The organism is Wolbachia endosymbiont (group A) of Paraperithous gnathaulax, assembly GCF_964028485.1.
Classification (GTDB): domain Bacteria; phylum Pseudomonadota; class Alphaproteobacteria; order Rickettsiales; family Anaplasmataceae; genus Wolbachia; species Wolbachia pipientis.
Genome location: NZ_OZ034784.1, coordinates 1,070,608 through 1,089,677, shown reverse-complemented (window position 1 = coordinate 1,089,677; position 19,070 = coordinate 1,070,608). Strand labels below are relative to the sequence as shown.

16 protein-coding genes, 1 tRNA gene and 3 pseudogenes are annotated in these 19,070 nt (G+C 36.1%); 7 read left to right on the top strand and 13 right to left on the bottom strand.

Features of this window, described 5'->3' with window-relative positions:
* Positions 1-16 precede the first annotated feature (16 nt).
* The 13 genes and pseudogenes from ABWU74_RS05820 to ABWU74_RS05760 form a co-directional block, all read right to left on the bottom strand.
* Positions 17-1,279, bottom strand: coding sequence for a Tol-Pal system protein TolB (locus tag ABWU74_RS05820; RefSeq protein ID WP_209473168.1), 1,263 nt, complete (start codon positions 1,277-1,279; stop codon positions 17-19).
* A 5-nt stretch (positions 1,280-1,284) separates the two neighbouring features.
* A complete protein-coding gene (locus ABWU74_RS05815) occupies positions 1,285-2,919 on the bottom strand; it encodes a ribonuclease J (protein ID WP_012673044.1) in 1,635 nt (544 codons plus the stop codon).
* Between the two features lie 208 nt (positions 2,920-3,127).
* On the bottom strand, positions 3,128-4,246 hold the full coding sequence (gene dnaJ, locus ABWU74_RS05810; protein WP_012673045.1) for a molecular chaperone DnaJ: 1,119 nt from the start codon (positions 4,244-4,246) through the stop codon (positions 3,128-3,130).
* 82 nt (positions 4,247-4,328) lie between these two features.
* Positions 4,329-4,406 (bottom strand) — tRNA-Arg (locus ABWU74_RS05805).
* A 155-nt stretch (positions 4,407-4,561) separates the two neighbouring features.
* Positions 4,562-4,726: a hypothetical protein gene (locus ABWU74_RS05800; RefSeq protein WP_353289273.1), complete on the bottom strand. Its 165-nt coding sequence runs from the start codon at positions 4,724-4,726 to the stop codon at positions 4,562-4,564.
* A gap of 60 nt (positions 4,727-4,786) precedes the next feature.
* Entirely contained in the window at positions 4,787-5,440 is a 654-nt protein-coding gene (locus ABWU74_RS05795; RefSeq protein WP_353289272.1) for a hypothetical protein, read from the bottom strand.
* Between the two features lie 214 nt (positions 5,441-5,654).
* On the bottom strand, positions 5,655-6,065 hold the full coding sequence (locus ABWU74_RS05790; protein ID WP_095742612.1) for an Rpn family recombination-promoting nuclease/putative transposase: 411 nt from the start codon (positions 6,063-6,065) through the stop codon (positions 5,655-5,657).
* Positions 6,062-7,093, bottom strand: coding sequence for a group II intron maturase-specific domain-containing protein (locus ABWU74_RS05785; protein ID WP_353289271.1), 1,032 nt, complete (start codon positions 7,091-7,093; stop codon positions 6,062-6,064). The genes ABWU74_RS05790 and ABWU74_RS05785 overlap by 4 nt, the downstream gene beginning before the upstream one ends.
* On the bottom strand, positions 7,032-7,349 hold the full coding sequence (locus tag ABWU74_RS05780; RefSeq protein ID WP_353289454.1) for a reverse transcriptase/maturase family protein: 318 nt from the start codon (positions 7,347-7,349) through the stop codon (positions 7,032-7,034). The genes ABWU74_RS05785 and ABWU74_RS05780 overlap by 62 nt, the downstream gene beginning before the upstream one ends.
* A 51-nt stretch (positions 7,350-7,400) precedes the next feature.
* On the bottom strand, positions 7,401-7,796 hold the full coding sequence (locus ABWU74_RS05775) for a reverse transcriptase N-terminal domain-containing protein (protein WP_264329422.1): 396 nt from the start codon (positions 7,794-7,796) through the stop codon (positions 7,401-7,403).
* Positions 7,797-8,246: 450 nt separating this feature from the next.
* Positions 8,247-8,594, bottom strand: a pseudogene (locus tag ABWU74_RS05770) (PD-(D/E)XK nuclease family transposase); the annotation flags it as partial.
* 7 nt (positions 8,595-8,601) lie between these two features.
* A pseudogene (locus ABWU74_RS05765) lies at positions 8,602-9,980 on the bottom strand (IS4 family transposase).
* A gap of 54 nt (positions 9,981-10,034) precedes the next feature.
* Positions 10,035-10,605, bottom strand: a pseudogene (locus ABWU74_RS05760) (DUF6444 domain-containing protein); the annotation flags it as partial.
* Between the two features lie 476 nt (positions 10,606-11,081).
* Between ABWU74_RS05760 and ABWU74_RS05755 the strand changes: the two are divergent.
* The 7 genes from ABWU74_RS05755 to leuS all read left to right on the top strand — a co-directional run bounded on the left by ABWU74_RS05755 (position 11,082) and on the right by leuS (position 19,068).
* Positions 11,082-11,723, top strand: a complete 642-nt coding sequence (locus tag ABWU74_RS05755) for a protocatechuate 3,4-dioxygenase (protein ID WP_010962336.1) — start codon at positions 11,082-11,084, stop codon at positions 11,721-11,723.
* 135 nt (positions 11,724-11,858) lie between these two features.
* Positions 11,859-13,322 (top strand): leucyl aminopeptidase, encoded by a 1,464-nt coding sequence (locus ABWU74_RS05750; RefSeq protein WP_233395611.1) that lies wholly within the window; start codon positions 11,859-11,861, stop codon positions 13,320-13,322.
* A gap of 695 nt (positions 13,323-14,017) precedes the next feature.
* Positions 14,018-15,205: an MFS transporter gene (locus ABWU74_RS05745; protein ID WP_141456806.1), complete on the top strand. Its 1,188-nt coding sequence runs from the start codon at positions 14,018-14,020 to the stop codon at positions 15,203-15,205.
* 60 nt (positions 15,206-15,265) lie between these two features.
* A complete protein-coding gene (locus ABWU74_RS05740; RefSeq protein ID WP_006279881.1) occupies positions 15,266-15,571 on the top strand; it encodes an integration host factor subunit alpha in 306 nt (101 codons plus the stop codon).
* The gene (locus ABWU74_RS05735; RefSeq protein WP_006279880.1) at positions 15,571-15,897 is read left to right on the top strand and encodes a MerR family transcriptional regulator; all 327 of its coding nucleotides are present in this window, start codon (positions 15,571-15,573) and stop codon (positions 15,895-15,897) included. The genes ABWU74_RS05740 and ABWU74_RS05735 overlap by 1 nt, the downstream gene beginning before the upstream one ends.
* A 45-nt stretch (positions 15,898-15,942) precedes the next feature.
* On the top strand, positions 15,943-16,539 hold the full coding sequence (locus ABWU74_RS05730) for a murein hydrolase activator EnvC family protein (RefSeq protein WP_006279879.1): 597 nt from the start codon (positions 15,943-15,945) through the stop codon (positions 16,537-16,539).
* A gap of 12 nt (positions 16,540-16,551) precedes the next feature.
* Entirely contained in the window at positions 16,552-19,068 is a 2,517-nt protein-coding gene (leuS, locus tag ABWU74_RS05725; protein WP_353289270.1) for a leucine--tRNA ligase, read from the top strand.
* Positions 19,069-19,070: the final 2 nt, after the last annotated feature.

Genomic DNA, 19,070 nt, shown 5'->3' with positions numbered 1-19,070 from the left:
TATAATAGATCTACTTTCAAAAATAAGACCAATCCGGTAAAGAAGCATTTGTGGGAGTGGAAACCATTTTTTGATTTTTCTTTACTAAGTCTACTAAATATAGTTTAGAGTTGCTTGGTGATTCTGTTCTTGTAAAAATGATTTCTCTACCATTTGGTAACCATGCCGGGGATTCAATTTTATGCCCCTCTGAAAGCAGACGTTCTTCTTTGCCATCTGGCTTCATAACTCCTATGTAAAATTTTCCTGACTGAATCTTTGTAAAAGCTATCAGATCTCCTTTTGGCGACCAAACAGGCGTAGCATATCTTCCACTTCCAAAACTAATTCTTTTAGGTTTTTTACTTTTGTTAGTAAAATCGATAACGTACAGTTGCTGACTCCCACTTATATCAGAACTAAAAGCCATATACTTTTGATCTGGAGAAAAAGAGGGAGAAGTGCTTATAGCTGAACCTTTAGTAATTTTTTTTGTTCGTTTACTACTTAAATCCAAAGATAATATATTCGTTTCACCACCCAATGAGTGGGAAATTAAAAGAGATTTACCATCGGGAGAAAATCTTGGTGCAGAAACAACTCCTTCAAATGCGCTGATTATTGATTCAGTGTTATCTTTTAAATTTTTTAATATTATATAACTTTTACCATTTGCGTACGAGATATAAACAATGCCCTTTCCATTTGGTGAGAATCTCGGTGTTGACACAAATCTATCGCCATTTGTTAAGTATTTTATATTACTTCCATCTTGATTCATCACAGCAATTTTACGCACAGATTTGTAGTTGCTATCTTTTTCTTCAGCGATATACGTGATTTTTGTGTTGAAGTGCCCTTTCTCACCAATTAATCTATCATGTATCACATCCGAAACGAGGTGACCAATTTTTCCCCAGTCTTTTGCTGGAAAAACAACTGACTGAGTAAGTAATTCTCTTTTTGTAAAAGCGTCAAATAAACGAAATGATAGCTCTAATGCACTACCAGATATTTCGCTTAAACTTACTGTGACTACAGTATCGCTTTTCCAAGATTTAGATTCAGCTTCCGCGCCACGTTTTACATTAAATAAGCCACAATTAGATAAATTTGTTCCTATTACCTTTGCAATATTTTCGCTTAATTCGCTTTCCAACGCTGTTTTACATGTACATTTAGATACAACAAGACCAATGTTACCAACACTGCTTTTTTTTATATCAACATATAAAGCAGCTTTTGTAAAATAAGGAATAAATAACGAAATAAATAACACCAGATGAACGAATAGCTTCATTCATTTCATACCTGTTCTATCTGAACCTCAATTATAGGCCTTTTTAGTAAATATTCCTTTAAGATACTCAATATTGAACTTTCAATCTTATTTTTAATTTTTTTTGTTGGCTGCAAACTAAACAACGACTCAACTTTCTTGACAATTTTCTGTATGGTAGCTGCATCTTCTAGCACTTCAAAAACACCAGGTACAAATACTTTTGGTTTAGCAAGCAATTTATTTTTCTTGTTTACAACTGCTGTTACCACAATAACTCCGGCATCTCTCATTCTTTTACGCATTTTTATAACACTGCTCTCCGGATGACGTAGCAACATACCATCAATACCAAAGTAGTCAACATCAATTGAATCAACCTTTTCTCCGTTCTCCAAATTAACAATATCACCTGGTGCAATCATTATTGCTTTTGCCACGCCGCACTCTTTAGCAAATTTTACATGTGCATGCGTGTGAATATATTCGCCGTGAACTGGAATAGACATCTTCGGTTTTATTAAAGAATACATTTCCTTTAGCTCTTCTCTTGTTGGATGCCCAGAAGCATGAACATGCTCTGTTTTTTCAGTAATAACTTCTACCCCCATCTCAATAAAGGCATTGAGCATGTTGTGCGCACGAGTTTCATTTCCAGGAATGATTTTTGACGAAAAGATCATGGTATCACCTTGCTGCATTTTAAATGCTTGATGACTCTTAGCAGCAAGTCTTGCGGTAGCTGCCAGTGGCTCACCTTGACAACCTGTGCAAAGTAGCACCAGTTCTTCCCTTGGAAAATTTACTGCTTCCTTTGCTTCAAGAAACTGAGGAGAATCAGTTAAATAACCACTATCTTGCGCAACTTTCACTATTCTCCATAAAGATCTACCAAGTAAAACTACTTTTCTATTTAGTGCTTTTGCAGCTTGGCTTATCGTTTCAATTCGTGCCACATTTGAAGCGAATAGCGAAACAGCAACTAATTTTTTAGACCGCTTTATTATGTTATAAATATTATTATAAATTTCACCTTCTGACTCAGGGTGATGCTTGCTTAATATATTGGTTGAATCGCAAATTGCTGCAAGCAGGTCACCTTTATCGCCAATTTCTTTTAGACGCTCCATATTAGAAGTTAATCCAACAACAGGTTTTGGATCAAATTTCCAGTCTCCGGTATGGAGTGCACTACCCATTTCAGTGCTAATTAATATTGAATTTGCCTCAGGAATTGAATGAGTTACATTTATAAACTCGACGGTAAAAGGACCCAAATTTATGCTGCCATTTATGTCTACCTCTTTCACAGGCACTATACCTTCCAATCGAAATTCTTTTAGTTTCTCTTTAAGAAAATTAACCGTAAACTTTGTTGTATATATGGAGCACTGCAACTCTTCCCACAAGTGGGGCACTGCACCGCAGTGGTCCTCATGTGCATGTGTAATTATTATTCCAAGTAAATCTTTTTTTCTTTGAGCAATAAAATCTATATCAGCAATGAGCAGCTCAACACCTGGCATAGTTTCATCTGCAAAACCAACACCAAGGTCGATCATAATCCACTTACCTTGGTAATGATATAGGCTAACATTCATCCCGATTCTTCCTACTCCCCCAAGCGGAAGAAATAAAAACTCATTTTTGTTTATATTCATTAAATTTAAATTATTAAAACCTGAGAATAGCAAAACTTCGACCTTAAATAAAGAAATTTATTGCTTTTACATAGTTTTAAGGAACTAAGAAGTTTCTGTTGGCTAATAATAACACTATTGTTAAGTTTTCCATTAATAAGGTCAAAGAATTGCAGGATTAAATGAAAACCCGTAAACAGTTACCCCTTTATGTCATTTAGCAGATTTCTTATTTTTTTTTTACTTTACTAAAAAACCCTTCAGATTGCTGTTGTACACTTGCATTTTCCTCTTCTTCAAGCGCTTTTAATAGTTCAATTTGCTTTTTAGTTAAATTTTTTGGATTTAAAGTCTCAACTATTACCTGTACGTATAAATCACCACGAGCATGTGAGTTCATATATGGCATACCCTTTTCCCTACAACGTAGTTTGGTACCAGTTTGAGTGCCTTCAGGGACCTTTACTTTTATTTTAGCTCCATCAATTGATTGAATATCGATTTCACCACCAAGCACTGCTAGTGTCATTCTTATAGGCACTTTACAGTGTAAATCTGCTTTATTTCTAGCAAAGATTTTATGGAAAATTATTTTCACGTATACGTATAAATCTCCACTTTTTCCACCTTTTGTTCCAGCTTCTCCTTTACCACTTATCCTTACCTTAGCTCCTTCTTCTATGCCTTTTGGAATTGAAACGGATATATTTACTTCATCTCTTCTACGTCCACTTCCACCACATTTCTTACATTTGTTTTGTATTATTTCTCCTTCCCCATAGCATGTAGTACATGTTCTTTCGATGGTAAAAAAGCCTTGTTGAGTTCTAATCCTACCGCTTCCCTGGCATGTGTGGCACTGAACTGGTTTAATTGCTCCTTCGCCACCTGTGCCTTGGCATGTATCACATTTTACATTTGTCACATAATGTATAGGCGCTTGTATTCCTTTAAATGCATCTTCTAAGGTAATTTCAAGATCATAACGTAGGTCTGCTCCAGATACTCCTGTTGTACTTCTTTTTGCTCTCGATCTACTTGCACCACCACCGAATCCTCCACCAAAGAAGTCATTGAATATGTCGCTAAAATCTCCTGCAGAGCTAAAGCCTTGAAATCCACCAGAAGCACCTTCGTGGCCATAACGGTCATAGCCTGCCCTTTTCTCAGAGTCAGACAGAACTTCATATGCAGCTGTTACTTCTTTAAATTTTTCCTCTGCTTCTTGATTGCCAGGATTTCTATCAGGATGATATTTTAATGCTAATTTTTTATACGCTTTTTTTATCTCATCAATACTGGCATTTCTGCCTACTTCCAGCAGATCATAGTAGTCTTTTTTGCTCATATATAATAGTTTAGTGCTTAACCTTGAAAGATAGGTATTACATATATTAATTTCAAGTGTGACTTCTGTTTCCTATAAAATGTGGTGCACCCTGAGCGACTTGAACGCCCGACCTTTTGATCCGTAGTCAAATGCTCTAATCCAACTGAGCTAAGGGTGCTTTCACAAAGTTAACTTTAGCAGGTTTTGTAGCTTGATTCAATTAATTTGGCTAAAAATAAAACTGTTAATTTTACCACGCATGAACCACTCACAATTCCCAGACTGCTGTTCCACATTAGGATTATTAAATTCACTATAAGAAGGAGAAGCGCTTTAAGGAAAGTAAGGAGGAGCGCTTGGAGTAGTATTAGGATATTGAGGAGAGTAAGGAGGTGGTGCATCACGAGAAGAATCTCCATAACCATGCACTTGTTTAAGATAGCTATCTACCGCTCTTTCAGCTTTCTCGATATTTTCTGATTCTTCCTCATGCTTCATATGAAAAGCTAAACCACCAGCAAAACATACGAGAGAATTAACGCCAAGGATAGCTAAACCCTACACTGGTAAGACTGGGTAAACAGCACAAGCTACCAAAGCTGCCAAAGAAACAACGCCAACCGCAAATTCTATATTTCTGAACGTTTTAAATTTACTATCCAGGTAATCTATTTTTTCTTCTTTTCTAGCCACTTTTCTGCTGCTGTTATACCAAAAACACATACCAGCATGGAAAGCAACACACACAACTGCAGCTACTATACCCAAAGCTAATAGCTTTCTACTGTCTTCTGATTCTTTTTTATTCTCTTTTCTCCCTTGATGAGTGGTATTACCATTGTTAATATTCGTTATATTATTAACCGTAGTGTGACCACGTCCACCGAATAAAGAATCCATCCAGCATTGTAATAGCAAATAATCCCAAAAGTCTAAACCTCTATTGTGTACATGTATATGTGTAATCTGAGAGCCTGTAGGTTGTGCGTTATTCCCTGCGTTATATTGATCATTTCTGCTTCCTGTATCGTGCCTATTGCTTGAATTTGGATGTGTAAATTCTTCATACACATTTTTAAAATTCTCCTTGCTCCAAGTTAAATTCGGTGTATTATTACAATACTGTAGAAACCCTTCAATATTATTATTATTACCTAATTTCTTTATATAGGCTAACGCATACCTTTTTAAAACACTATCACTTGCTACCATAAATACCCTCTTAAGTTAAGATTAAATTAATAAATATTTATTATAACAAGATAACATCTACTTGTCAACTTGAGCCTGATTCAAGTATCCGTTCAGAGTGTGGCAGAAGAACTTATTCAAATAAAGTAGGTGGTAAAATATAAACATTTTATAAAGTGAAAAATGGACTTTTCAGACCACTGCCGAGCTAAAAAAGCCCTGAAAAACGTGATACTTAGGCCACTTCTTGCTTAAGCTGTACAATTTCAGCTTGAGAAAGGCCAGTGGATTCAGCTATTAAATTAACAGATACACCAGCTTTAAGTAAATTTTTTGCAACTTCGATTTTTCCTTTCTCTATACCTTCCTCAAGTTTGTATTCAAGAATGGCTTCTTCTTTCCGCAGATCCATTATTCTTTCTTCATATGCTACTAAATCTTTTTCATTCCAGCTAAACCTGTCTAATTCATCGTAGGCTAACTTTATTATTGGTGATTTTTCTGCTATATTCCTTAGGTCTTCATCTGTAGTTTCATCTGCATACTGTTGTCTAAGTGAAGAAGGTCGCCCCTCCTCACTCGACTTCAAAACCGTACGTGAGACTTTGCGCCTCATACGGCTTCTCTCTAATTTGGTGCTTGTCATGCACACCTCCTGTGTAATTCATCGTGACAATGCCCATGTAACAAAGATAAATTTTTGATCATATTGTTTCGTCTATTCCGGTCTTTATGATGTATTTCTATTATATCATCACTTTCAAACCATAGTCTACAATTACCGCATTTACTTTGTTGTAACTTCAATAGTTTTATTACTCTCGATGGCTTATCTGGTATTTCTCTAAGACGATTACCCCAATATACCCAATCACCATCATATGGAGATCTGGTTTTTTGCACTTTGATATGTCGTTTAATAACATGATCGCTGTGTATAATAAGATGTATCTTGTTACTTGTCATAAAACGCCAGTTATCGTTATTATACTTTTTAAAGTATTTTCTTTTTATCCAGCATTTCCCTTTGTTTGGGTGCCTAAAGACTGCCCACTTCCAGAGCTTTCTATGTATAGTATTATCCAATGAGCTAAAGATTTTACATGAAACTACCGAAGAGTAATATTGACTCCATCCTCTGTTTATTGGATTGAGATTCCTTATTATTACTTCCTGTGGCGCCCCACGCATTTCTCTAAGTTTATGTTTAATAGCAAATGTATGCTGCTTTATAGAATTACGACTTGGTTTTATTAATAATGTGTAACCTTTTTTACTTTCTTTTGTTGGATATTGTCTTATTGAAAATCCAAGAAAATCAAATCCTGGTTTTGTTTCGTCAATGGTTCTTAATGTATGAGAAATTCTTGTTTTAGAGGGCTTTAATTTTAGTCCAATGGTTTCTAACCATTCTTCAACTAAAATTTTTGCTTTAAGAATAATCTCTTCGTTTTCATGTATGATGACAAAATCATCACAGTAGAAAATTACACTAATAGACTTTTGCGCGTTTTTATGCGATATCCTACCATATTTTCTTTTCATGCATTGAAAGAGTTCGTTTGTTAATGCTTTTTGACATGTTGCTCTAATCCGTGTAATGCAACACAAGCTAGCAACGGTGCCTCCTTGAATTGTACCACGCTTTGTGGATTGAAACTTTCCATCTTCCATAACGCCTGCCCTTAACCATCTTCTTATGATTTTCTTTAACGTTGGTGTGGTTTTCAAGCAGTTTATTATGGTTAATATTGTCAAAACATCCAGAAATATCAGCATCTAATACATATGCTGTTTTCTGTTTTAGCACATCAAATATGGCTTCAATTGCATCATGACATGATCTACCAGGTCTAAAACCATAAGTGTTTGGCTCAAGTTTTGCCTCCCATTCTGGTTCTAAAGCCATTTTTACAAGTGTTTGTGATATAGTAGGTATACCAAGCGGGCGATGCTCCGATGGCTTACCAGGTTTTGGGATTCAGACGCGTCTTGATGGCTTTGCTTTTTCTTTTATATCTAAAGAATATGATAGTTGTAATCTTTCTTTTTGATTAAGATTAGCCTTTCCATCAATACCTGCAGTTTTCTTCCCCCTATTGTCCTGTGTTACTTTCCTAACAGCGAGTGTTTTTGCACTTGTTGATTTGAGCAATAATTTTTGAAGATTATGCATCTTTTTGATATCATTACATTTAGAGGCTTGGTAAATTCGTTTTTGTAGCTTAAATGAAGATTTCTTCAGCTTTCGCCAAGGAATTCCATTCCATTCATACCTAGCTTTTTGCTGGTCCATAACATATTCACTACTATTCACCACTTTACCTTCCAAATTAAAGTGTTTACGTCTGCATATCCCAGATATTACTTTGGGCATTAGCTTCTTAAACAATCCTTCCACATAGCAGCTTGTGGTTGGCTACCTACTTATATTTAATGAATATAAGAGCTTTTATGTGGTTACTCCGTTCCATAGCTTCGTTTCACGTTAAACTTAGATTCCTACTATTTGCCGGAAGCTGGGAACATCAATAACTAAAGTCTTCAATCTTTAGTTCCCCTTTTGCTTCGTACCATTTTGGTCTATGCGTAGTTCAACCTCTTTTCGCATACTATGCTTTGACGACAATTCAAACATAGGTTCCTCTCGTAATCATATCTAACTCTGTTTGCAGGGATTCACCATGAGGTTTAGTGTTACCTGCTTTTATCTCATGCTTGCATCCCAAAGGTTGCCATCCTTTGAAATGTGAGACATACATTATCCCCGATGTCTAGGGAAGATGGAATTTAACCATCACAAAACCACGGCTTTCCGGTTCGCACTGAAGAAAAATAACCAACGATCCACTATGCTTTCTAGCTGTTCTTCCTTATTCTTAGGAAATTTAGGTAGTTCAATAAATACAAATTGAAAATCTTTTAAGTCATGCTCATTGGTTTTCTCATCTCTTATAGTGTGGCTGGATATATAATCAAGCTTATCAGGAAATAAATTACAATTAGAGATAGCAATAAAGAAAACCTTCTTTAAATCAATGTACTTACCAGATTTATCAGCTTGCCTTGAGTAAGCCTTAGCAGCATATAGTTGAGCTCGTTTCTCAAAACCTTTATCACGAGCAAACTGGTCAGGTAAGGAAGCAGTATTACTACTACTCCCTCCCTTAGAAACCTTACTATTACCCACAAATATGAGGTTCATGAGCAAGTCTCCATCCTTCTGCTAGATCAAAGAGACGTCTCCACCCTTTCCAAAGAGTAATTGGTCCTGGTTTTGGGTCGCTTTTTCTTGCTAAATGACCTCCAAGTTCACGAAACGGCTTCTTTTATAGTAGGGGCTATATTTGGACATGGTTTCCTGTGTATTTTAACATATAAAACTTTCCATTCTTCCTCAGCTAATAAGGCAGTACATAGTAATGTTGGGTTAGTTCTTGCAATTGATGTAATAAAGAAAATTCTCCAAGCAATAATGCTCATGACTGTTAAATACCTCATTAATCTTTCTGCTGTTCCAAGTCTACATTCCTCAACTTTGAGACCAGATTTTAAAATCTTATGCAATATCTCTATTTTCCATCTCAAACAATACCAACTAACTTTTTCAACAGCTTCTTCAAAAGTACTGACCGGAAAAAGCATCCACTCTAGAGGACTTGCTTCGGGAGGAGAGTTTTTTTCAACAACATGAATTGCGTGAAGTTGTAGACTCTGTCGGTTTATATTTTATGTGACCTTCTTTACATTTTATATGGCCTTCATGTGATAAATTTTCCGAATCTAATTTCTAAAAACGCTGTCCTTTTTTGCTTGTTATCTCTAGCAGGGATTTCAACTTCTACTTTTCCAGCGCAAGGGAGGCCTTGGATAAATGACCATAATTTTTGCTTGTTCCTGGTATGCATGAATTTTTTATTTACATTTCTGTTGTGGCGAGCTCTTACTAAAATTGCTGAGTTAAGATTATGTGCAAGTTCAAAAAAATCATGCATATCTGCTTCTCTGTCACATACAGTTATAGCTTCGGTTTGGGCCAGATCTATAATATTATTTGTTTTCTTTAAACTTTCTAGCCATTTCATACTTTCTTTATCCTCAATATGAACGTTGTTACGATGGCTCTTTAGTCTTTTTTCTTCTTCAGAAATGAGTTGCCTCGAGTAAATCTTTTGATCCAGTATTCCCAGCTTCCGTACTAACAGCAAGGGCTGTATGCATTACTGCTCCTTTTCCAGCAATAGTTCCCAATCCGCTTATGGCTTGAGTATGAAATATAAGTTGTATCTTGAATCACAAGAATTCTTTTATGAGCTTTTGTTCTTTCAACTGTTTTATCAATGTGTGAAGCTAGAATATCGACTTCTTTTACGTTCTCATTTTGAAAAAAACGTTATGCTGCTTTTGCTTCTGACCAACTTCCGCATGCCTCATTAATTGAGCTTTCAGGTAAACTTATCAAACTATCAGCAATCTTTACTAATCGGTCAGTTAATCTTTTATCTCCAAGTACAGCATCTCCAAATTCATTTTTAGCCCATTCATTACTCTCGTTTGCCATTTTTATACCCTCAATATTTGCAAACTTTAATATTGTAATACTTTATTTATAAGTACATTTATATTTGTGGGTAATAGTAAGATTTGATATGCTGCCAACACTTATGTTCAAATTAAAAATGTCATTTATGATACTAGCCACTTCACGCTTTGAGTTTTTGTAAAATCCGCTGAGTGCTGCAATTATAGACTTAACCCTTGGACCAAATGTATCTGGCGTAACACCTTCTGGTAACTTGCTACTTTTTCTTTTTCTGCATCTCCAACAACGACCATGTTCCAATTACTACATAAGGCCTAATTTCCGGAAGATCAACTTTTTGGTGAACATAAGGTTTTTCGCATATTACAAGCTCTCCTCCGCATTCGCAAATATTAGGCAACTCTATTTTTACTACTTTATCCGCTTCCATTGTGGCATGAAAATTTCCTTTATGCCCAACCTGATCGCCAACATTCCTTTCGCTTTTTGGCTTGTCCTTTTTTATTTTGTATAGCTCTTTTGAGCTGGGCAGGGATGAGTTTTTTGAATTTAAACCGAGCCTTTCCTTTAATTCAGCGTTCTCTATCTTTAAAGCTTTATTTTCTGCTTTTAAGTTTTCTATCTCTGCTTTCAGTTTTTCTATTTTTTGCTGTAAATTTTTGCAAAGTTCTCAAAGGTTTACCACATTACCTCACTTTTGCTCTATGATTATCTTTATTATCTTGCTTTGTCTACCTTATTCTACCACTCCGCTGAACGGATACAATTTACTAAACAGAAAAAAAAGGCAAAAGAAACCCTAGGGTAGCTAGTTATTCACTATCCATTTTTTAAGTTGGCGTTTTTTAATGTTTTAAATAGCGCATTTCAGCTTATATTAGGTAAAAACCTAGAAATTTTATAAAGACATAAGGTGCACATAGTGCAAAAAATTAAGCATGATTTACGCCAAATACATTAAGTTTTTTGTCATTAATCCACTGCAGAGATTGCGAAGATAAATAAATAGCTTCAGTGTTATAATAAGGGGGCTGGCGAAGCTTGTCAAGGAAGTTTTTTCGTTTCTATTTCCAATAAAAGTTTGTTATATGGTTATGCAAGAAGTCTATTATAAATGAAATGAATGTGAAAAATATCTTGTTAGCACTTTTAGTACAAATGATATTCAGTTTGCCGCTATTTGCAGCTGATCCTGTTTTGCTCAACTGCATTAAAACTCCGGAAATATATGACCTTGATGCAAGGCCAAAAAATTTTAGCTCTTCAAACAATTTAAGAAGGAAACCTGGTTCTCCAAATAGTGCAATAGGGGAATTAATACACATAGTGGGTAGAATTACTGATATAAACTGCTTACCAATACAAAATGCTGTAGTTTCTATATGGCACGCGAATTCACGCGGCGTGAACCATTACGATAAGAATATAGAGGATGATCTGAATTTTGCTGGATCAGGAAGGTTTGTAGTGAATAATCTTGGCTATTATAATTTTATTACGATAGCACCTGGTAAAATTGGTGATAGAGCTCCACATATCAACTTTCTAGTTCAACATCCGGATTTTCCAGAATTCACAACGCAAATGTTTTTTGCTGACCATAATTGCGATAATTGCGCTGATCCTGTTCTTGAAGATTTTGTTAGTAATGGGCTTGCAAGCCTTCTCATAACACCATTTACTTACAGTGATCAGGTCATAAAAACCTATACGTTTAACATTACCTTGGGCGGATATAATAAGTTCTCTAATAAAAGATAAAAAACCTTGCATGTAAGGGAGTCCATAGTAAACTTAAGTGTTATTGTACTTAGGATGTATATGAAAAATATCTTACTGATGTTTTTGCTATGTTTTATGTACAGTTTACAATTATTTGCAACGGAGATACCAGCAATGAAAATAACAATTTCTAAAATTTCGCCCGATTTTAAAACAATAGTAATGGGTTTATTTGAAGACAACGAAACCGTAAATGATGGCGGAGTTTTGCAAGGGAAACAGGTCATAGATAATATAAAGCAATTTAGCGATTTCAATGGAAGTTTTGGTGAATTTTTCTCTACTGCTTTGCCAGAAGAAAAAAATGTTATAGTTGTTGGACTGGGTAAGAAGGATGAATGGAATGAAAATAAAGAATTAAATATTGGTGGTAAAATATATTGTGAGCTAAGCAGATTAAAAATTAAAAAAGCAGCGGTTTTAATCGAAGGTAGTGCAGCAAATGTTGCATATGGTGCGTTTCTGCGTAGTTTTAAGTTTGATAAGTATAAAACTAAAAAGGATGAGAAAATTACAGAGGTAGAGGAGATTACCGTATTAGTAAAAGATGAACAATTAAGTAATGCTGAAAGATCATTTGAGCACTTAAGGCAAGAAGGTGAGAGTATATTCCTTGCGCGCTCTTTTATAACAGAGCCTCCTAACATTCTATATCCAGAATCCTATGCTGATCATATAAAAAAAGAACTTACTAAGCTTGGCCTTGAAATCGAGGTGCTTGATAAAAAGCAGATGGAAGAGAAAAAAATGGGAGCCTTGCTTGGAGTTGCACAAGGAAGTAGTAAAGAACCAAAATTAGTAGTGATAAAATGGAATGGAGCTTCTAAAGAACAAAAGCCTATAGCTTTTGTTGGTAAAGGTATAACGTTTGACACTGGTGGAGTATCACTCAAACCTTCACGTGGTATGGAGTCAATGAAATATGACATGGCAGGCTCTGCTACTGTGGTTGGGGTGATGCATGCTTTAGCAGGACGAAAAGCAAAAGTAAATGCGATCGGTGTGGTCGCACTTGCAGAAAATGCAGTGGGTGGTAATGCTCAAAGACCAAGTGATGTAGTAACTTCAATGTCTGGACAAACAATAGAAGTGTTGAACACCGATGCAGAAGGAAGGCTCATACTTGCAGATGCTTTATGGTATACGCAAGATAGATTCTCACCAAAATTTATGATTGATCTTGCAACTTTAACTGGTGCTATAGTGGTTGCACTTGGAAATAACGAATATGCTGGTCTTTTTTCAAATAATGATGAATTAGCAAACCGTCTGATTGATGCAGGAAATGAAGTAAATGAGAAGTTATGGCGTTTTCCTATGAATGAAACTTATGACAAAATTATTGATTCACCGATTGCTGATGTTCAAAACATCGCTCCTGCAGGCTCTGGTGGAGATAGCATAATGGCTGCACAGTTTTTACAGCGTTTTGTGAATGAAACTTGCTGGGCACATTTAGATATCGCAGGCACTGCTTGGCACGAGAAAGGTACTGACATTTGTCCAAGAGGAGCAGTAGGTTTTGGTGTAAGGTTACTTAATAAGTTGGTTGAGAAGTACTACGAAGCCAATGATTAAAGGTCTTTATACTGGATTTATGGCTTAGCTACATGAACGTTTATTTTCGAGGCGCAGCAAATGAAAGTAGCTGATACATATTTCTTTTTTTTCTGGATTCCAGTGTCAGCTACTTTCATGACACCCTGACAACCGTCATCCCGCTACTTGTTAGCGGCTGAGATACCGCGAATGAATCGCGGTATGACGGTTCGTGGCGGCGTGACGATAAGCTCGTCATCCCGCTGCTTGTTAGCGGGATCTAGAGATACCGCGGCGGTATGACGTAGGACTGCTGTCATCCCAGTGCTCCTTTTTTTGTCATCCAAGTAGCCTCCTATGGTGTCATCCCAGTGCCCAGACACTGGGATCCAGTTGAGCTATTTCAACAAAAATACTGCATTTTGAGATGAACGTTTATTTTCACCAGATTATTTACAAGTATAACAATTAAAGTCTGGATTCCAGTGTCAAGCACTGGAATGACACCGTCTTGGATGGAAACCAGTGTTGGCTACTCGGATGACATCATAGGGGCGCTGGGATGACACCCTGACAATCGTCATCCCGCTGCTTGTTAGCGGCTAAGAGATACCGCGGCGGCATGACGTAGGGAAACCGTTTTTTGGGTTAGCTATAACAGTAGTCAGGAAACAATAGCTTAAAAAGAGACTTAGTGTTAAATTTCTAATAGATTACTTATAAAAATAAATCTTATGGAAAGCAGAGCTAAGGCTTGGTTCATTTGGCTGATTAGTAACTTGGTTGTTATATTCAGCAACATGCAGATAATTTATACCTTTATAAGTGTAAATCTCGAAAAGGAACTTGGACTTACAATCGCGCAAGTTGCACTGGCTAATTCAGCATATACTTGGACTTTCGCCATCTTACAATTTTTTAGTGGAGCAACGTTTAATGTTTTTTCCAGTAAAAAAATTTATTTTTTCTCGTTATCAACTATGATCTTGGGGTTTTTTGTCCTTATTAATAGTGACAATTTCTCCCATTTGATTTTGTCTCAAGTGTTGATTGCAACTGGAGCATCATTTGGTTTTATTGGTGCTGCTCACACAAGTAGCATATGTTTTTCCGCTGCCCAATTTGGACTAATGTTTTCACTAGTGCAGACAATTTCAAGCCTTTCTGCTTTGGTAATTCAAATACTGTTCTCTAACTTGCTTGCCGAAGATGCATATTGGAAAAATCTGATTGTATGCATAATACTATTTGGTGTGTTGATATTTGTACTTACGCTTTTTTGTCCAAACACACTTCCAGAAAGCAGCTCAGAAAAGCGCACAATAAAAAGCTCTATGAAGACAGTAATGTGCTCTATATTAACAGTGCTAAAATTAAGAGATATCTGGATAACTTCAGTGGTGGGTGCTATTACTTTTGGAACATTTTTAGCACTTAATACCTTGTGGGCTCCAAGGTTACTGGGCAACTCAGAACTCAATGCAATGGAGTCAGGTATAGCAACTGCAATACTATGGCTTGGTCTTGCAGTTGGTGCTCCAATTGCAGATCGAATCTCAAACTTATTTAAAAATAGGAAACATGTAATTTCTGCTTTTGCTTTATTGCAAGGCGTCTCAATTATTATTTTACTATACAGCCATTTAACAGTCCACGTTGTGTACTTTTGTATGTTAATGTTCGGGTTTTTTGCGGGAGGACATATGCTTAATTTTACTGTCGGCAGCGAGATTGTGAAACGAAAATACATCAGCACATCATCATCCATTATCAATGGATTTATGTTTATTGGCAGTGGAGTTATAGTGTCAATGTTAGCACTTTTTACAGATCATAAAATGGCACTTTTTGCAATATTTGCGATATTGATAGTTGCCGGTATTTTAAATTATGCAACAAAAGAGACATACTCTAAAAAATAAAGTAGCTGAATCTCGAGTCGATTGCTATATTATATTTACGTATTGTAATATTTATCAATAATGGATCACGTTACAACAAAAGACACAACAGTAACTAAGGCAACGATAGCTGGAGATATAAACCAAGAAATAGGATTATCAAAGGAAGACTCTGTTTCGATAATAGATGATATATTGGACGAAATAAAGACAAGCTTGGTAAAGGATGGAATAGTAAAAATATCGTCATTTGGAACATTCTTGGTTAAGAAAAAGAAGGAAAGACCAGGAAATATACCAAATACATCGGAGAAAGTGATGATTCAGGCAAGAAATTCAGTTTCTTTTAGGCCTTCAAAAATTATAAAAAAATCAATCAATAATTAATGAACAAGGAAAAATTATTTTATACGATTGGGGAAGTAGCTGAAGAGCTACATTTGGAACAGCATGTTTTGAGATTTTGGGAAGGTCAATTTCATCAAATTAAGCCTACAAAGCGTAAAGGAAGAAGGCTATATGATCGCAAGTGTATAGAGGCCATAAAGAAAGTAAAATACATGCTATATGATAAAGGATATACAATAAAAGGAGTGCAAAAAGAATTTGGTAATGATATAAAAGTCACAAAGAATTTGTTGCAAGAACTCACCGATTTGAGGGACTATTTAACTAGTAAAATAAATAACGAGGAAAGTAACAAGCAGGCGTGAAACACTACGTCTCGCTAAAATTTTGGAGTTTTGTGAGAGTTTAAAATGTGGCATATAGCCTCATTTCTTATGTTATTAGCAATATTAATAGGCTGTGGCCTGCAAAAACCTGCACCTGTGCTGCTTAAAGGCGAAGAATTTTACGGAAAAAGAGATCTGGAATATACAAGAGAGTACCATTTAATTAGGGAGCCTTCAGTGCAAAAAGAAAGTAGAAAAGCCATCATAAATAGGATATACAAAGATAACAATAATACACAAAATGTGGGGGTAAATTGTAAATTTGTAATGCCAGTTAAAGGTTCAGCTACCTCTTCTGATGAAATGTGTAAGGATGGCATAAAAATTGCTGCTCAAAATGGAACGAACGTAGTTTCCTCTGCACCAGGCAAAGTGATATATGTAGGCAAAGGGCTGAGATGGTATGGGAATTTAATTATAGTGGAACACAAAGATAATTACATGACTGTGTACTCCTATTTAAAAAACATACATGTTGAAATTGGCGATAAAGTAAAGCAAGGTCAAGTAATTGGATCTGCAGGTAAATCAAGCACACAAGATAAAGATCCACAGATGTGTTTCACAATACGACATAATGGCCAAGCGGTTGATCCTTTGATGCATATGAACTGTAATTGAATTTGGATTTATATGAAATATGATTTTAAAAGTGTTGAAAAATTTTATCAAGATAAATGGGATTTTTCTGTAAGCAAGAGTGGTAAACAAGAAAAGTGTTACGTGTTGGAAATGTTTCCATATCCATCTGGTAAAATTCATATGGGACACTTACGTAACTATGCAATAGGGGATGTGATAGCGCGTTACAAGAGAGCTAATGGATTTGAGGTTTTGCATCCAATTGGCTGGGATGCGTTTGGATTACCAGCTGAGAATGCAGCAAGGGATAACAATATTAGCCCCGAAACATGGACAAAAGAGAATATAGATAATATGCGTACACAGTTGAAATCTATAGGTCTTTCTTATAATTGGGAGCGTGAACTCTCCACATGTGAGCCTGATTATTACAAACACGAACAAAAATTTTTCCTGGATTTTTTAAAGCATGGGCTTGCCTATCGAAAAGAATCATGGGTTAACTGGGATCCAGTGGACCAAACAGTGCTTGCAAATGAACAGGTGGTTGATGGAAAAGGATGGCGATCAGGTGCAGTTGTTGAAAAACGTAAGTTGTTCCAATGGTTTTTAAAGATTACTGATTTCGCTGAAGATTTACTCAAGTGCCTGCAAAGTTTGAAAAATTGGCCAGAAAAAGTCAAAACAATGCAGGAGCGTTGGATAGGAAAATCTGAAGGAGCAACTATAGAGTTTGAAGTAGTTGGCCTGAATAAGAAATTAAAAGTTTTTACAACTTATCCTCATACTTTGTTTGGGGCTTCTTTTTGTGCAGTGGCAGCAGAGCATCCTATTGTGCAGGATTTAAAGAATGGTTCTTCTGTTGTCATCCCAGTGCTTGACACTGGGATCCAGGAAATAAAATCAAAAAGAGAGAACGATGAAAAAATAGGAGTTTACACCGGATTAAACGTCAAACATCCATTTCTTGATAAGGAATTGCCGCTTTACATAGCGAATTTTGTGTTGATGGAATATGGGGAAGGCGCGATTTTTGGTTGCCCTGCACATGATCAGCGTGACTTTGAATTTGCACAGAAATATAATTTGCCGATAATTCCCGTTATTTCTTCAGCCCACTTAGGTGTCATTCCAGCGCGTGACCAGAATTCTTACAATGGATCCCAGTGTCAAGCTACTCAGATGACAAAGGAGGCGTATACTGGAGACGGGACAATGTTTAACTCCGAATTCTTAAACGGATTAATGGTTAGTGAAGCAAAGGAAGCCATAGTTAAAAAATTTGAAGAAAAAAAAATAGGCAAAAAAACAATAAACTATCGTTTGCACGATTGGGGAGTTTCAAGGCAGCGTTATTGGGGATGCCTTATACCTATCATATATTGCAAAGATTGCGGAACTGTTCCAGTGCCAGAAAAAGACCTTCCTGTAGTTCTACCAATAGATGTAGAATTTACAAGTGGTGGCAATCCGCTGGATAAGCACCCAACTTGGAAATTTGTTGATTGTCCAAAGTGCGGAAAGCAAGCAGAGCGTGAAACTGATACATTCGACACCTTTTTTGAATCTTCCTGGTATTTTGCTGCATTCTGTAGTGAAGATAAATCAATAGACAAAGATGCATGTAATCGTTTTATGCCTGTTGATTATTATATAGGTGGGATAGAACATGCAATTCTGCATTTGCTTTATTCAAGATTTTTCTGCCGTGCTTTAACCAAATGTGGCTATTTTGATATTAAAGAGCCTTTCTCTACTTTAATCACTCAAGGAATGGTCTGCCATGCAACTTATAAAGACGAAAATGGTAAGTGGCTATTTCCCGCAGAAGCAAAAGAATTAATAGCGCGAGGTGCAAAAGTTCAAGTGGGCAAAGTTGAAAAAATGAGCAAATCGAAAAAGAATACAGTTGACCCAAACTTTATCATAGAAAAGTATGGTGCTGATACTGCTCGCTTGTTTGTGTTGTCCGACACTCCTCCGGAGAAAGATATGGAATGGTCCGATGATGGCGTGGAAGGTTGTTCTCGTTATGTAAATAAATTGTGGCGTATGGTCATGCAGCTAAGACCTGTAAATATACACTATGATAATGAAAATGTTATGGGTGGACTTCTAGAGTACAGAAAAAAAATTCATAAACTCTTACACGGACTTACAGATGACTTGGAAAACTGCAGATTAAACTGTGTAGTGGCAAAATTTCGTGAGATGACGAATTTAATAGCTGAAATAGACGTAAAAACTGGAAAATCTCTTATTGATGAAGGTATATGTATATTAATCAGAGTAATCGAACCATTCATACCACATCTAGCTGAAAGCCTATGGCAAGAAATAGGAGGTCAACCTTGGCCAAAAGCTGATGAATCATTATTAGTTGACGATACGGTAACTATAGCAGTGCAAATCAATGGAAAATTACGTACAACAATCAAGGTGGCAATTAACTTACCTCAAGAAGAATTGAAGAAAATAGCGATAGACTCTGTGTCCAGTAAGATCGATCAAAGCAAAGTTCGCACTGTATATGCTGTACCAAATAAGATAGTAAATATAGTTATATAAAA

Coding starts and splice junctions, on each gene's coding strand:
- ABWU74_RS05820 (WP_209473168.1), bottom strand. CDS start 1,279: ATGAAGCTATTCGTTCATCTGGTGTTATTTATTTCGTTATTTATTCCT.
- ABWU74_RS05750 (WP_233395611.1), top strand. CDS start 11,859: ATGAAAATAACAATTTCTAAAATTTCGCCCGATTTTAAAACAATAGTA.
- ABWU74_RS05730 (WP_006279879.1), top strand. CDS start 15,943: ATGTGGCATATAGCCTCATTTCTTATGTTATTAGCAATATTAATAGGC.
- ABWU74_RS05735 (WP_006279880.1), top strand. CDS start 15,571: ATGAACAAGGAAAAATTATTTTATACGATTGGGGAAGTAGCTGAAGAG.
- ABWU74_RS05755 (WP_010962336.1), top strand. CDS start 11,082: ATGAATGTGAAAAATATCTTGTTAGCACTTTTAGTACAAATGATATTC.
- ABWU74_RS05740 (WP_006279881.1), top strand. CDS start 15,266: ATGGATCACGTTACAACAAAAGACACAACAGTAACTAAGGCAACGATA.
- ABWU74_RS05790 (WP_095742612.1), bottom strand. CDS start 6,065: ATGACAAGCACCAAATTAGAGAGAAGCCGTATGAGGCGCAAAGTCTCA.
- ABWU74_RS05785 (WP_353289271.1), bottom strand. CDS start 7,093: ATGGAAGATGGAAAGTTTCAATCCACAAAGCGTGGTACAATTCAAGGA.
- ABWU74_RS05815 (WP_012673044.1), bottom strand. CDS start 2,919: ATGAATATAAACAAAAATGAGTTTTTATTTCTTCCGCTTGGGGGAGTA.
- ABWU74_RS05800 (WP_353289273.1), bottom strand. CDS start 4,726: ATGAAGCATGAGGAAGAATCAGAAAATATCGAGAAAGCTGAAAGAGCG.
- leuS (WP_353289270.1), top strand. CDS start 16,552: ATGAAATATGATTTTAAAAGTGTTGAAAAATTTTATCAAGATAAATGG.
- ABWU74_RS05775 (WP_264329422.1), bottom strand. CDS start 7,796: ATGCCCAAAGTAATATCTGGGATATGCAGACGTAAACACTTTAATTTG.
- ABWU74_RS05795 (WP_353289272.1), bottom strand. CDS start 5,440: ATGGTAGCAAGTGATAGTGTTTTAAAAAGGTATGCGTTAGCCTATATA.
- dnaJ (WP_012673045.1), bottom strand. CDS start 4,246: ATGAGCAAAAAAGACTACTATGATCTGCTGGAAGTAGGCAGAAATGCC.
- ABWU74_RS05745 (WP_141456806.1), top strand. CDS start 14,018: ATGGAAAGCAGAGCTAAGGCTTGGTTCATTTGGCTGATTAGTAACTTG.